General features: G+C 65.9%; 9 protein-coding genes. 1 reads left to right on the forward strand and 8 read right to left on the reverse strand.

Annotated features, from left to right (window positions below; genetic code table 11):
* Positions 1–41: 41 nt before the first annotated feature.
* A complete protein-coding gene (locus tag Spa11_RS00910; protein ID WP_197529644.1) occupies positions 42–2,177 on the forward strand; it encodes a prolyl oligopeptidase family serine peptidase in 2,136 nt (711 codons plus the stop codon).
* Between the two features lie 260 nt (positions 2,178–2,437).
* On the opposite strand, the gene Spa11_RS00915 is transcribed toward Spa11_RS00910, so the two are convergent.
* The 8 genes from Spa11_RS00915 to Spa11_RS00950 form a co-directional block, all read right to left on the reverse strand.
* A complete protein-coding gene (locus tag Spa11_RS00915; RefSeq protein WP_145105554.1) occupies positions 2,438–4,687 on the reverse strand; it encodes an efflux RND transporter permease subunit in 2,250 nt (749 codons plus the stop codon).
* A gap of 59 nt (positions 4,688–4,746) precedes the next feature.
* The gene (locus Spa11_RS00920; RefSeq protein ID WP_145105557.1) at positions 4,747–6,705 is read right to left on the reverse strand and encodes a redoxin domain-containing protein; all 1,959 of its coding nucleotides are present in this window, start codon (positions 6,703–6,705) and stop codon (positions 4,747–4,749) included.
* 304 nt (positions 6,706–7,009) lie between these two features.
* Positions 7,010–7,561, reverse strand: a complete 552-nt coding sequence (lptE, locus tag Spa11_RS00925; RefSeq protein ID WP_197529645.1) for an LPS assembly lipoprotein LptE — start codon at positions 7,559–7,561, stop codon at positions 7,010–7,012.
* 131 nt (positions 7,562–7,692) lie between these two features.
* Positions 7,693–9,087, reverse strand: a complete 1,395-nt coding sequence (locus Spa11_RS00930; protein WP_145105563.1) for a tetratricopeptide repeat protein — start codon at positions 9,085–9,087, stop codon at positions 7,693–7,695.
* 250 nt (positions 9,088–9,337) lie between these two features.
* Positions 9,338–10,621, reverse strand: coding sequence for a hemolysin family protein (locus Spa11_RS00935; protein WP_145105566.1), 1,284 nt, complete (start codon positions 10,619–10,621; stop codon positions 9,338–9,340).
* Positions 10,618–11,091 carry an rRNA maturation RNase YbeY gene (gene ybeY, locus Spa11_RS00940; protein WP_145105569.1) on the reverse strand — a complete coding sequence of 158 codons (474 nt, stop codon included), beginning with the start codon at positions 11,089–11,091 and terminating at the stop codon, positions 10,618–10,620. The genes Spa11_RS00935 and ybeY overlap by 4 nt, the downstream gene beginning before the upstream one ends.
* 62 nt (positions 11,092–11,153) lie before the next feature.
* Positions 11,154–13,373, reverse strand: a complete 2,220-nt coding sequence (locus tag Spa11_RS00945) for an HD family phosphohydrolase (protein WP_197529646.1) — start codon at positions 13,371–13,373, stop codon at positions 11,154–11,156.
* Between the two features lie 114 nt (positions 13,374–13,487).
* Complete coding sequence (locus Spa11_RS00950) at positions 13,488–14,465, reverse strand: PhoH family protein (protein ID WP_231933095.1); 978 nt, start codon at positions 14,463–14,465, stop codon at positions 13,488–13,490.
* Positions 14,466–14,508: the final 43 nt, after the last annotated feature.

The following is a 14,508-nucleotide window of genomic DNA, read 5'->3' on the forward strand; positions in this document are numbered from 1 at the left end:
CCATGCACCGAATCGGCCTCGCCCTCAGCTTGCTCTCCGCCATGCCAGCCGCTCACGCCGTCGAGTACCCCGTCACCGCGCGCGAAGAGGTTGTCGACAAGTACCAAGGCCCCGGCGGCAAGACGATCGAAGTGACCGACCCCTACCGCTGGTTGGAGGCGGACGTCCGCGAGTCGGACCGCGTCGCCGCTTGGGTCGCCCAGCAGCAAGCCGTCACCGAGGCGTACCTCGGAGCGCTCACCGAGCGGGAGGCCTTCGAGAAGCGGCTCACCGAGTTGTGGAACTACGAGCGCCGCAGCGCGCCCAGCCGCTTCGGCAAGCCAGGCATGAGCCCGGACCGGTACGTCTATACGAAGAACGACGGCCTGCAGAACCAGAGCGTCCTCTACATCACCGACTCGGCCGACGCCGAGGGCCGCGTGCTGATCGACCCCAACCAGTGGAGCGAAGACGGCACGGTCGCTCTAGCGGGCACGTCGGCGAGCTACGACGGCAAGCTACTCGCTTATCAACGCAGCGAGGCCGGCAGCGACTGGCGGGTGATCCGCGTCATGGACGTCGAAACCGGCAAGGAACTCGACGACGAGCTGCGCTGGGTCAAATTCGGCGGCGTGCAGTGGGCGCCCGACGGCAAGGGCTTTTACTACAGCCGCTATCCCGAGCCCGAAGAGGGCGCCGCTTACCAGGCGTCGGCCCTCAATCGCAAGCTCTGTTACCACAAGCTGGGCGATCCGCAGGAAAAGGATGTCGTCATCTACGAGAACCCCGAGCACCCCGATTGGTCGTCCGGCCTGTGGGTGAGCGAGGACGGTGAGTGGCTGGTGGTAGTGGAAAGTCGCGGCACCGACCACCAGAACCGGCTCTACGTCCGTCGCGCCGACGCCGAAGGCGGCGCGTGGACGCCGCTCGTGCAGGACTTCGACAACGAGTTCAACCCGATCGCCAGCGAAGGGAGCCGGCTGTATCTCGTCACCGACCACAACGCCCCGCAGCGCCGTGTCGTGTCGTTCGACCTGCAGCGGGCCAGCGACGTGGTCTTTCGCGACACGCTCGTCGAAGTCGTTCCCGAGAGCGCCGCGACGCTCGAGTCGGCTTCGCTCGTGGGCGATGTCGTGTTCACGAGGTATCTCGAAGACGTCGCCGCCGTCGTGAAGCGCTACTCGCTGCGTGGCGAACCGCTCGGGCGAGTCGAGCTGCCGGGCGTCGGTTCCGTTTACGGTTTCGGTGGCTGGCAGGACGCGACCGAGACCTTTTACACCTACACCAGTTACGACGCCCCGCCGACGACCTACCGCTACGACATCCCCTCGGGCGAATCGGAGCTGCTCTTCCAGCCCGATGTCGGCGTGGACTTCTCGAAGTTCACCGTGCGACGGGAGTTCTACACGTCGAAGGACGGCACGCGCATCCCGATATTCCTCACTCACCGCAAGGACCTCGAACTCGACGGTACGAACCCGACGCTGCTCTACGCCTACGGCGGGTTTACGATCTCGATGACGCCGGGCTACTCGGCGAGCCGGATGGCCTGGGTCGAGAAGGGGGGCGTCCTGGCGGTCGCCAACCTCCGCGGCGGCGGTGAGTACGGCGAGCCCTGGCACGAGGCGGGCAAGCTCAAGAACAAGCAGAACGTGTTCGACGACTTCATCGCCGCGGCCGAGTGGTTGATCGCGGAAAAGATCACCAGCCCCGAGCATCTGGCCATCCAAGGCGGCAGCAACGGTGGCCTGCTCGTCGGCGCGGTGATGACGCAGCGGCCCGACCTGTTCGGCGCGGCCCTGCCGGCGGTTGGCGTGATGGACATGCTCCGCTTCCACACCTTCACCGCGGGCCAGTTCTGGCGCGACGAGTACGGCTCGGCGGACGACCCCGAGATGGTCGAGTATCTGCGGGGCTATTCTCCTTACCACAACGTGAAGCCGGGCGTCGCCTACCCCGCCACCCTGGTGACGACGGCCGACACCGATGACCGCGTTGTCCCGATGCACAGCTTCAAGTTCGCCGCGGCATTACAGCACGCCCAGCAATCGAAGGGCGCCGGCGACAAGCCGCTGCTCATCCGCATCGAGTCCCGCGCGGGCCACGGCGCAGGGACGCCCACCAAGAAGCTGATCGAGCAAGCCGCTGACCTGTGGGCGTTCCTGTGGGAGCACGTCGGACCAAAATCGGGCTCGTGAGAACAGGGTAAGTAGAACCCACCCGTTCGGGGGCCCTCCTCGAAGGCCCTAGGAGGCCCCCTCTGGCGTCCGACGTGGGGGACCCGACTAAACCCTTAGCGGCTCGTCAGGACGCGCCTAAGGGCCCTCTATGGGGATCTAAACGCATGTCCAGAGGAGGACCGGGTAGCCGGGACGGAGTCATGCGCAGATCATCACCTTCTCGTGGCTAACCGACTTCCCTACGGGGGCTTCCGGGGCGAGTCACGATCGGACCCTGCTTAGCCGACAACCTTCCGCTGTTGGGGATGGCTGCACGCCAGTAGCGCCGGCAGGGCGATCAGGTCGCCGATGACGGCGGCCGCGATGGTCGAGACCGCCATCGCGGCGAAGGTGCGGTGGCCGGGGAGCTCGCTCCAGAGCATCGTGCCAAATCCGGTGCAGAGGATGACAGTCGTCATCACCAGGGCGGCGCCGACGCCGATGAAGGACCGCCGGATCGCTGATTCGACATCGCCATCGACGGCGAGCTCTTGCTTGAATCGCGATAGGAAGTGGATCGTGTCGTCGACCGCGATTCCCAAACACACGACGAACGCGCAAACGCTCGACATGTCGAGCGGGCTGCCGCTCCAAAGCAGGAAGGCCGCGGTCATGACCAGCGGGAAGAGATTGGGAACCACCGCCACCAAGCCAATCCTTACCGAGCGATAGGCCAACGACAGCACCACGAGGATGATGGCGGAGGCGGCGCCGAGGCTCGATCGCAAGTCCGTGACAATCTGGTAGAGGTCGCGCGATATGAGGACCGGCTGGCCGTCGAGTTTGAAGCGAAAGCCCGGGTAGCTCGACGCCAACTCGGCGAAGCCCGCCTCGAGCCGGTCGAACACCGGCGTGTAGACCGCGATCCCGCGGTCTTGCATCCGCACGGAGACCACCGCCCGGCGCTGGCTCGCGTCGTGAAAGAAGGATCGCAATTCGACAGGCATCAGCGAGAGGAAGGTCGCCTGAGTGACGAAGTCTTGCGGATCGCCAGGGAACGATGCGAGCATCGACCGAATCGACAAGGGGCGACTCAAGAGCGGCTCTTTGGCCACCAAGGCTTCAACGTCGCGGACCGCGGCGAGAAGGCTCGGGTCGTCGCTCGCCACCCCCTCGGGCCAGTCGATCTCGACCCGAAAGAACTCGACGCCGCCGAAGTGCTCGTCCGCATACTCCAGCGCCGAGTAAGACTGGCTCGACGCGGGCATCGCGGACTTCATGCGGTTGTCGGGCGTCAGGCGGAGCGACACGATTCCCAAAGCGATCGTGACCGCTACCGAGATGGCGCTGACTTTCCGGCGGTGACGCATCATCCGATCGATCAATGCCCGCAACCATTCCACGCCAACGCCGACGACGTCGTGTTCGTGGCCCCGGTCGACATAGCGCCCCATCCAGGTGCTGCAGACCCAAGGGACGAACGTCACCACCGCGACGAAGGCGATGAACACACCGATCATGCAGACCCGGCCGAAGTCTTGCACGTAGTCGCTCTTGGCGAGCAGCAGCGACCCGAAGCCGATTGCGGTGGTGAGCGAGGTCAGCCAGCAAGCCATGCCGACTTTGGCGATGGAGTCACGGGCGGCTTCGATCGGACCGTCGCCGGCTGCGCGGCGGCGTCGGATTTGCACCAATAGATGGACGCCGTCCGTCAAGCCGACCATCGCCAGCATGACGGGCATGACGATCTCCGCCAGCGGGTTGGCGGGGACGCCGAGCAACTTCACCAGACCGAGCGTCCAGAAGACGCCCAAGCAGGGCGCCGCGGCAACGACGAACACGGCGGCCACGCCGCGAAACATGATCGCTGAAAGAACGAGCGCCAGGGTGTAGCCGATCGCCTGGAAGACGATTTGATTGCGTTGAAACGCCGCTTGTTGGTCCGCGAACAGCGGGGCGCGCCCGGTCAGCCGAACGGAGACAATCTCCGGCCCGGCGGCTTCGCGGGCCGTCGTGAGGACGGCCTCGGTCGCCACCGCGGGGTCGTCAAGACGTAGCCAATCGTAGACCACGGGCATCAGCAGCGACCGGCCGTCGTCCGAGATCAGCTGGCCGGCGAGAGGGTGCGCTCGCAACCGTTCTTCGGCCCGGCGAAACGCTTGAGCGGAGGCGTCTGCCGGCGGGACCAGCGGGTCGGCCAGACCGAACACGTTGAGGATCGGCACGCGGTCGATCCAGAAGACGCTCTGAACGAAGTCGATCGCTTCGACCGCTTCGACTAGGCGTCGCGTCGCGGCGATCGACTCGGGAGTGAACAGGTCCTCCGATTCAACGATCAGAAACGCGTCGCTTGAAGCGAGGTTGAATCGCGACTGGACCTTCTCGGTCGTTGTCAGCGGGGCGATTTCGGGCCTGTCCTCGTAACGCTCCAGCGGGTGCCGCGTTTGGGCGGGGAGCAGATGGCCGACCGACGCGGTCAGGGTCACCGCCAGGAGCATCCAGCCGACGAGGTTCCGATGCCTCACGAACAGGTCGGCGATAGTCTCCATGCAGGGCGATGCCGCGTTGAACTCGGGGGGGGAAGATCCGCCGCAGGGGCGAGTCTCGACTAGAAAGGTCGAGCGCTGTCCGCCAGGGCCGACTCGAAGACCTCGTCTTCGGTGAGCGACTGGTCGTTGTTGCGGTCGTAGCGGTCAAATGCGAACAGGGCGAAGGCGTGGGGCAGCTCGCGCCGCAACAGCTTGCCGTCGCCGTCGTCGTGCTTCTCGAACAACCGCTGCGCCAGCGCGCGGGCCTCGAGGCGGGCGCTGTCGGGCGCCGCTTCGGTAACGTCCTCCGTGCGGAGGGCGCCGACCGGGGCCGCCACCTCGAAGAAGGCGACCATCATCTCTTCGAACGATTGGTCCCCCCAACGGACGGTTGCGGTCGGATCGGGGTTCGCAGGATTGGCGGCGGAGTTGTCGAACGACGCCTCGCAGTCGACGCGGAAAGATTCGGGAAGGGTTATTGGGTTCGCCAAGCGGTAGTTCGTTTGCCAGTTGAAATCGTAGTGAGGGACATCAAGCAAGACCCGCTCCTTCCCGTCCGGCCCAACCCCGGTCATGCGGAACGACTTGCCGCGGAAGTGCATGTGCGGGGCGAGCCCGATCAGCTCGGCGCCGGCGGGGAAGCCGCCCCGTGACGCGGTGACGCGGTAGTCGGGATCGCCCGGCGGGATCTCAAACTTGGGGTTCACCGCCTCGATCGTAACGACCTCTTCCTTGACCGAAGCGGGGTCGGCGAACACGAGCTCCATCCGTGTGAGGTCCTCGCTCTCGGCGCCGTTGGGGGTGTAGTGCATCTGGAAGACCAGCTTCGACCCCGCCGGCACGAAGCGCGCGCGACCCTCGGGGAGCGACATCGAGCTCTGTCCTGGCACATACGCGCCCAGCCAGCCAAGCCCCTGCCGGGGCCGATCGATCGGCGGGCTCACGAAGACAATCACGTGATGGACAACCGAGCGGTCTCCCGGAACGATGTCGGCCGCTTGCACCCATTTATCTTCGGTGAAGCCCGGATCGACGGCGAAGTACTGATAGTCGATCACCCCTTCCGCCGCGACGCGGTAGGGCTCTTCGCGCATCGCAACGACCAAGTCAGGGTCGCGTGGCAGTCGCCAGCCCGCGACGAACTCACGTTGCGGAGGGAGCTTCTCTATGTCGCCCGCGGGCGCCCCCGCTTCGGCCCAGTCGTAGAGCGTTTGCTTCTCGCTCTCGCTCAAAAGCCGCGCGTTGGAGAACTCGCCGTGGGCCGGGTTAGCGTGCCAAGGCGGCATCCGCTGATCGCGGACCACTTCCGCGATCGTGTCGGCCCACCCGGCGACCTCGTCGTAGTCCCGCAGCGCAAACGGGGCGATTTCGCCGTCGCGGTGGCACTCGACGCAGTTCCTCTCAAGAATCGGCGCGACGTGTTCGGCGTAGGAGACCGTGGCGTCGTTGTCGGGGTCCCGCGGTCTGCCGATGACGCATCCCACCGCGCGGGTCTCGGTCGTCGTCGGCTCTTTGCCTGCGAGCACCGCCTCGAGCGCCTCGCGGATGAAGTGGCGTGTGGGCTCTTGGCGAACGGCGCCAACGTCGTATTGATCGTCGATCCGCCCCTGATAGCGGACGACTCGTTGGTGATCGAGAACGAACGCCTCGGGCGTGCGGGTGGCGCCGAACGCCTCGGCGGCCTCGGCGTGGTTGTCCTTGAGGAGGGGGAACGTGACGCCGTGGCGACGTCCGTAGGCGGCCAACTCGGTGAGCGAGTCTTGGCGGTTGGAGTTCACGCCGAGGACGATCACGTTTCGATCGCAGTAGTCCTCAGCGATCGCCTCCAGACGAGGGCCGTACAGCTTTGCAAGCGGGCACTCGACTCCGAGAAACACAACGACCACCGCGTCTGCGGCCGCATAGTCCCTTAGGGAACGTTGCTGGCCATACGAGTCCGGCAAGCGGATGTCGCCGACGACAACGCCTACACGGGCCGCCACAGGCACCGGAGTCGCGGCGGCGAATGACAGAATAAGTAGCGAGAGGACTCGGAGCATATCGACCCATAGGAGGGATTACCGCTCAGCCAGAACCGCAAGAGCCGGGGGCTTCTTCACCAATTCTTTAGGGCGGTTCTCCGCAGGAGACAAGCTCCGACCCCTCGGGAGGGCTGTCGGAAACCGCGGGATCGCTTAGGCAGAGCCGGCCGGGATGGCGAAACCGAGAGTCGCCGAGAGATCGGCACGACCTCCGGAGAAAGCCACCGGACTACCAAGCCGCCGCCTTTCCCGCTGCGGCCAACCCTTTTTTTGCGGCGGCCAACTCAGTCCGGCGGTACGACTGCCCGCCGGGGGGGAGCCTCTACCAAGGCTCTTCCATCACCCCAACGATCTGCTCCGCCAAGCGGGCGATCTCCAACTGCTGCTGCGAGGCGAGCGTTTGGCCCGACTCGGGGATCAGCGGGTTGGTTTGGGTGACGCCGATCGTGGGCTGCGCCGCACTGGCGGCGAGTCCGCCAGAAAGCGGCACGCTGTGCATCGGACCCAGCGGCAGGCGGCGCCGATTGAGCCACGACACCTCGGCCCAGATACTCGTCGCGAACACCCGCGGGTTGTCGAACTGGTCTTCGGCCTGCACGTTGCGGCGGTCGCCGCGTAGCCGGACTTCGAGGACGCTATCGGCGTTCGGCGAGTTGACGACCTTGTAGGGCGTCTTCAGTTCGATCTCTTTCACCAGCGCTTCGGTGAGCCGTTCACCAAGATCACGGCGGAAGCTGTCTGACTCGACCATCGGCACGTATACCGTCGCCACGTCGGGGGCGTAGAGCGACCGCGACCCGGCGCGATAGCCCGCACACCCCGCGGTGAGGCTCGCTGTCACTAGCAGCACGACGATAACGCTACAACGGTTCAAGTGATTTGTTTTCGAGCAAGTGAACTCTCGCATTGGGCCTCAGCCGTGGGCGGAAGCCGGCGGTCGAACCACCGAGACGCTCCGCGGGCTGCCGCCCACGGCTGAGGCCTCTCGAGGTGGTGATTGGATGCTTAACGCGTTGTCGTTTTCCCTTCGGGGTTCGGTCCCTCGGCGACCATCGTTTGGCCGCTTCCCGGTGGCGCCGTCGCCTCGGGCGCGATGGTCTCGACCGAGTTGATCGATTCGAACCTCTTGTTCTCGGGGAACATATTAACGAGCCACTCCATCGGCACCTCGGGTGACTCGGGGAGCCCCTCAAGCTCGGCGAGCTTCTCGCGTGCTTGCTCGGCGGCGGGGCTGTCGGGGCGCTCTTCGATGACTCTCCGCAGATAGTACTTCGCGGCGCCGTGGTGCTCGGTCCCTTCGTAGTACGACGCCATTTGCAGGTCGCGTTCCTCGATCGCCCGGGCGATCTGGGCGCGCATCTCAGTCAGTCTTTCACGCTCTTCATCGGAGAGCCGGCCCGAGAAGTTGATGCGCGTCAGCTCCTCCAGCCGCTCCGCTTCACGGAGCGCTGTGCCGTCGTACTGAGGGCCGCGGTAGCGGAGCATCTTCGCTTTCAGACCAAGAAGATGCGCCTCGAACTGGTGATCGCTACGCGGGTATTCTTGGCGAAGCAGCGTGTAGTGGTAGTCGGCGTCGGCGTAACGCAGGCGACGGAAGTGGATGCCGGCCGTCGCCATGATCGCGTCGTCGGCCCGCGGGCCGGTCGGGTCGTTCAGCCGGATCGCGTCGTACATCCGCACGGCGTGGCCGATCGTGTCGAGCTTCGGCACCGTCGTCGCCAGGGGGCGGTAGTCGAGCGGAGCGTGCCACGACTCGCCGAAGTAGTTTTGCTCCCAGTACTGGGCGATGCTCCACAGCCGCTCGATCGTGGCGTCGAGCTTTGGCGTGTTCGGGTGCTTGTCGAGCAACGAGACGTAAGCGTCGGAGGCCTCTTTGTACTTGTCCTGGAAGTAATAGCACTCGCCGAGATTGAACAACGATTTGGCGGCAAGGTCGGTGTCGGGCCAGCGGTTGGCGGCCGCCTCGAACTTCACCGCGGCCGTCTCGTAGTTCTTCGCCTCGACGAGAGCGACGCCCTCGTTGAACAGCCCTTCGGCGACTTCGCGGTCGGGGCCGTAGCCGGTCGCTTCGCGGAGATTGGCGTAGGCCTTCTTCGGGTCGAGGCCCGGCAACAGGCCGCCGTCGATATCGGCGGGGCGGTCGAGTTGGATCGTCCGCTCATCGACGGCCGCATCGATCGGCGAGCCATCGCCGCCGAAGTAACCCTCAACGCCCGGCACCTGATAGCCCTTGCCGGGGACAAACTCGGCCTTCTTCTTGTTCTTCTTCCACCACTCGCGCCCGCCGACCTTCTCGGTCTGGCTCTCGTTGGTCGAGGCGCCGAACGATGGCCACTCCCACGCCGCCGCGGGCGACGCAAGGCAGAGGGCGAAGAGTGCTAGCAGCGTGTTCTTAAGCATGGCGTACGGTCGGCCTGGGGGCGATCGGGCGCAGCGGGGGCGCGGGTCGCGGACCGTAGGACGCGCGGCGAGTCGCGTCAAGAGAAGACGGAACCGCCAAGACGCCAGGAGCGCCTAGATCGCCAGGACAAAGAAGTTTGACGGGACGCACAGGATCAACAGGATTGATTCCTAATCCAGTCGATCCTGTTGATCCTGTCGGAAAATTCTTGGCGATCCATGGCGCTCCTGGCGTCTTGGCGGTTCCCCGTCAAGCGCTCTCGGCAGCCGCCGCCTCGATCCGCTCGACCAAGACGCGTTCGATCCGCCGGTCGGTCACTTCCAGCACCGTAATGCGGACCGCGCCGTTGTGGACGACTTCCTCGCCTTGCAACGGGACGTGTCCCAGTTCGCTGAAGACAAAGCCGGCGATCGTGTCGAAGTCTTCGTCTTCGGGGAGGTCGGTCCCCAGTCGCTCGTTGACCTCATCGACATGCGTGCGGCCTAGCGCCTCGCAGACGCCCTCGCTGATGTCGCGGATGTCATCGACGACCTCGTCGTCGTATTCATCGACAATCTCGCCGACGATCTCTTCGAGGACGTCCTCGATCGTCACCAAGCCGGCGACGCCGCCGTATTCGTCGAGCACCAGGGCGATGTGCGTGCGTTCCTGTTGGAACATCGCCAGCAAGTCGTCCACGGCCTTCGTCTCGGGGACGAAGATCGGCTTGCGGACCATTTCGCGGACGCTGCGGCGTTTGGCGGGGTCGTTCTTCGCCAGCTCGGGGATCAAGTCCTTCACATAGAGGACGCCGACGATGTCGTCGCGCGTCGTCTCGTACATGGGCAGCCGGGTGTGGCCCATCCGGATGATGCTGTTGATCAGGTCATCCCACGGCTCGTCCACTTGCAGCATGTGCATCTCGGTCCGCGGGGTCATCACTTGAGAGACCTCGGCGTGACTCAGCTCGATGACGCCCTCGATCATTTCACGGGCGTCCTCTTCGAGCAGGCCTTCGCGGTGGCCCTCGGTGACAATCGTGCGGATCTCTTCGCCGATGGTCTCCTCGTCGGCGACGCTCGGCACGCGGCCGGCGAGTCGGTGCAGGATGGTGTCGAGCAACCTAGCGCTCATCCGCAGCGGCGCCGCGAGCGTCCCGAGCGCGCGCCAGAGCGGCCAGGTGTGGAAGAGAAACGGCTCGGCGAAGACGCGGACAAACGCCCAGGTCGCCGCGACCCGCAAGAGCGCCAGCGTGACGCCGACTCCGCCGGCGACGCCGTACAGCGCCCATTCGTTCTCGTAGTGGCCGACCGTCCAGGCGAACGTCGAGACGGCGAAGAAGGCGACCGCGAACGCGCCCAGCAGGTCGAGCCCCAGGGCGGTCGACTCATGCTGTCGGAGGATCTCCCCAAAGCGGTCGAGGTTGTCCCGCCGCCGACAGATGTCTTGCAGGTCGGTGCGTGAAAACTCACGCAGCGCGCGGGCGCTGACTGCCGTAAGAAGCGTCGCCACGAGCGACGCGATCGCCATCCATAGTAACGCGGCTTGACTCACTGTGGCTGCGTCCCCTCCGCCGCCAACTCCGAGGGAGCGAGCGCGGGCGGCTCGACGTCCGCCAGACGCAAGTACCGGCGCTCGGCGGCCCGCATCGCGGCGACCTCGTCGTCGGCCTTGTCGCGGTGGCCCGCCAGATGGAGGGTCCCGTGGATGACGTACAGCAGCAACTCGTCCTCCGCGGGCCAGCCGTACTCCGCCGCGTTCTCGACCGCCGTGTCGGCGCTGACGATCACCTCGCCTTCGAGTCGCGGCGGCTCGTCCAGCAGCGCAAAGCTCAGCACGTCGGTCGGGTAATCGTGCTGCAAGTGGCGGACGTTCAGCTCATGAATCGTGGGATCGTCAACCACCGCGACGCTCAGTTCCCCCTCGCCATACCCCGCGTCCGCCAAGATTGCGGCCGCGACCCGGCGTATTCGATCCTCATCGATCGAGAGCGTCGATTGTTGATTGGCGATTTCGATATTCATCACAGCGAGCGAACGATGGCTAAGCGTGAACAACCCGGACTTCCGACTCCCGACCCCTGCCCTCACGCCGTCACCTGGTCCGGGTACTTCACCCGCCCGTGGTACACGGCGGTGAGTGACTTGATCAGGCTCTCGCCGATTGTGTGCAGCTCTTGGAGCGTGACGCCACACTCGTCGAACTGGCCGTCGTCGAGCCGCTTGCGTGTCAGCTCTTCGACGAGGCTCTCGATCCGCGCGGGGGTCGGCTCGACCAGCGAGCGGCTCGCGCTCTCGACGGCGTCGGCGAGCATCAGCACGGCGGCCTCTTTCGTCTGGGGCTTCGGGCCCGGGTAGCGGAAGCGGCTCTCATCGACCTTCGAGTCGTCGGCTTGGTCGAGGCTCTTCTTCTGCGCTTGGCGGTAGAAGTACTCGACGAGCGTTGTGCCGTGGTGCTGCTCGATGAAGTCGACGATGCACTGCGGGAGCCGGTTCTGCCGCGCGAGGTCGGCGCCGTCCTTGACGTGGGCGATGATCACCAGCGTGCTCATCGCGGGCACCAGCGCGTCGTGCGAGTTGACGCCCTTCCCCTGGTTCTCGATGAAGTAGCCCGGCTTGAGCATCTTGCCGATGTCGTGGTAGTAGGCGCCCACGCGCACCAGCAGGCTGCGGGCGCCGATCGCTTCGGCGGCCGCTTCGGCGATCGACGCGACCGTGATCGAGTGGTTGTAGGTGCCCGGCGCGCGGCGGACGAGCTCTTGCAGCAACGGCTTGGCGGGGTCGCCCAACTCGATCAGCGAGAGGTCGGTCTGGATGTTGAACACCCGCTCGACCGCCGGCAGCGAGACCGTTAGCAACGACCCGGCGATCACCGGCCAGAGCCCCGTGGCGAGCGCGAGCTGCATCGTCGACCACAATGGCTGCCCCTCGATGGCGCCAACGGAGAGCGTCGTGACGATCGCCACCAAGCCCGCCCAGAAGCCCACCAGCAGCAGCTTACTGCGGTGCCGCACCGAGTCGAGCAGGATGATCGATGCGGCGCCCGGCGCCAAAGCGATGACCGACTCGCCAACGGACCAGCCAAAACCGATCGCGGCGATGAACCCGGTCGTTATCAGCACGAGGAGCGCCGATTGATGGCGGTACGCCACAGCGATCGTCATGCCGAGCCACAAGAGCGGGATCATCTCTAACCGCCACTGCGGCCCGGCGAAGTAGATCACGCCGAACATCGCCCCGCTGGCGAGCAGGAAAGCCGTCAGCAAAGTCGCGTAGCGACCCAGCTCCACCACCGACTCGCGGTCCGAGCGATACAGCCCCAACCCGCAGAGGGCGAGCATCGATGCGTAGAGCCAATAGGTCGAGAGCGATCGGCCGACGATGTCCCCCACGGATTGCCGGGCGAGGAACTCCTTGTAGTCGAGCTCCAGCAGCGTCATCGCGGCGTCTTCCAGCGGCACGCCGGCCTCGGCCAAGCGGTCGCCCGGCTGGAAGACGCGGTAGACCGCTTCGACTTGCGCCGCCTGGTCGTCGGACTCTTTGCGAGTGTCGGCCTCGTTGAGCTTGAGCGTCACCGGCAGGTTGCCACGCAGCCGCGCGAAGACGTGCCGCGCCACTTCGAGATTGGGCATCAAGCGGCGCAGCGATTGGTCGAGGTCGTTGCGGACATTGTCGACCAGGGCGTCACGCACCGGCACGACGCTCGGGAAGGACTCCTTGCCCGGACGCTGGACGCGGATCTGCTCGGCGTTGGCGTCGGTCGGGGCGCGGTCGAGGATGCCGCGGTCTTGCAGAGGCTGCACCGCCTTCTCGAGCGCCAGCCCAAAGCCCTCCCGCGCTTCCTCGGTAGCGAGGGCCGTGCGGAAACGCTCGAACTCGGTCCGCTTCTCTTCATCGGTCGGGGCGGGGGTCCCCTCGGCGAGCTGCGGGAGGTACTGCGACCACAGCGATTGATCCACTTTCTCCAGCGATTCCGCGCTGGCCAGTTGGAGCACCTCGTTACGGACCTGAGCCACCAGCTGCGCCAGCGGGGCCGGGTCGTTGTCGTACACCGCCTGGGCGAAGCGGCGGGCGCGGTTGCGCGCGTCCCGCGTCGCCCGGTCGTCGAGCTGCTTGAACTCGACGCGGGCCGTTAGGTCGCGCGACGGGATCTCCCCCAGCGCGAAGTCCCGCGGCGGCTCCCAGCCCCGCACCAGCACCACCAAGAGCGCGGCGGTCACCGCGGCGATCGCCAGGCGCAGCACGACCGCCCCACGACGCAGCTGACCGAGCAGCGTCGAGAACTTGCCCGGGGGCAGTTCGACCATCGCAACGCGTTGGCTGCGCGTTCGTTTTGTATTGGGGTTGGGCATCTATCGGGTGAAAGCGGCGCGGGTTGCGACGGTCCCCCAGGGAACCGGGTTCGTCGACCTGCCGTTGTGTTACCGCTTCTCCCCTTTCTCGTAGGCGTTGACGATCAGGGACACCAGTCGGTGCCGGACAATGTCGGTGGTTTGCAAGCGGACGCAGGCGATCCCCTCGATGCCGTCGAGTCGCTCGACCGCGTCGGCCAGTCCGCTACGGGTGTGCGGCGGCAGGTCGACCTGCGTGGCGTCGCCGGTGACGACGACTTTCGACTTCGCGCCCATGCGGGTGAGGAACATCTTCATCTGCGGGACGGTGGTGTTCTGCCCCTCGTCCATGATGATAAACGCGTTGTTGAGCGTCCGGCCGCGCATGTAAGCGAGCGGCGCCACCTCGATGATGTCCTCGCTCGTGTAGCGTTTCAGTTGGTCGTAGTCCATCATCTCGCCCAGCGCGTCGAGCAGCGGGCGGAGATAGGGGTGGATCTTCGCTTGCAGGTCGCCGGGCAAGTAACCGAGGCTCTCACCCGCTTCGACCGCCGGGCGCACCAGCACGATCTTACGGATCTGCTTGGCGCGGAGCGCTTCGACAGCCGCGGCAACAGCGAGGTACGTCTTGCCGGTGCCCGCGGGGCCGATGCAGAAGACGCAGTCGTGTTCGCGGATCGCCTTGAGGTAGGTGTTCTGGCCGTCGGTGCGCGGGCGGATCGTGATGCCCGGCTGCTGGATGACGACCTCGGCGCCGTTGATCGCGGGGCGTTCGCCGGTCACCTGCGCGACGATCTCGTCGACGCGATCGCCCGTGAGGGCGCCCTCGCGGCTGACGGCTGCCTTGAGCTTCTCGAAGATCGCAGTCGCCTGCATCACCGCCTGCTCGTCACCGGACAGGTGGATGCGGCCGTTGCGCGTGGCGATCTTGGCAGGGGCGCGTTGACGCACCTTCTTGAGGTGCTCGTCGCCGACGCCAAATAGGAGAACGGTCTCTTCCGGACCGCTGACGGGAATTGTCGCTTCGATCATCCGTTGGGAATCGGCCGTGGAGGGGCTCGTCGACATGCGTCGACGAGCGGCCTGCGGAGCCGCTGTAACTATACTCAAC

It is taken from the genome of Botrimarina mediterranea (assembly GCF_007753265.1).
GTDB classification, from domain to species: Bacteria; Planctomycetota; Planctomycetia; order Pirellulales; family Lacipirellulaceae; genus Botrimarina; species Botrimarina mediterranea.

Excerpts from the sequence above, each read along its gene's own strand:
- Spa11_RS00920 (WP_145105557.1), bottom strand. The coding sequence starts at position 6,705 with ATGCTCCGAGTCCTCTCGCTACTTATTCTGTCATTCGCCGCCGCGACT.
- Spa11_RS00915 (WP_145105554.1), bottom strand. The coding sequence starts at position 4,687 with ATGGAGACTATCGCCGACCTGTTCGTGAGGCATCGGAACCTCGTCGGC.
- ybeY (WP_145105569.1), bottom strand. The coding sequence starts at position 11,091 with ATGAATATCGAAATCGCCAATCAACAATCGACGCTCTCGATCGATGAG.
- Spa11_RS00930 (WP_145105563.1), bottom strand. The coding sequence starts at position 9,087 with ATGCTTAAGAACACGCTGCTAGCACTCTTCGCCCTCTGCCTTGCGTCG.
- Spa11_RS00910 (WP_197529644.1), top strand. The coding sequence starts at position 42 with ATGCCAGCCGCTCACGCCGTCGAGTACCCCGTCACCGCGCGCGAAGAG.
- Spa11_RS00950 (WP_231933095.1), bottom strand. The coding sequence starts at position 14,465 with ATGTCGACGAGCCCCTCCACGGCCGATTCCCAACGGATGATCGAAGCG.
- Spa11_RS00945 (WP_197529646.1), bottom strand. The coding sequence starts at position 13,373 with ATGGTCGAACTGCCCCCGGGCAAGTTCTCGACGCTGCTCGGTCAGCTG.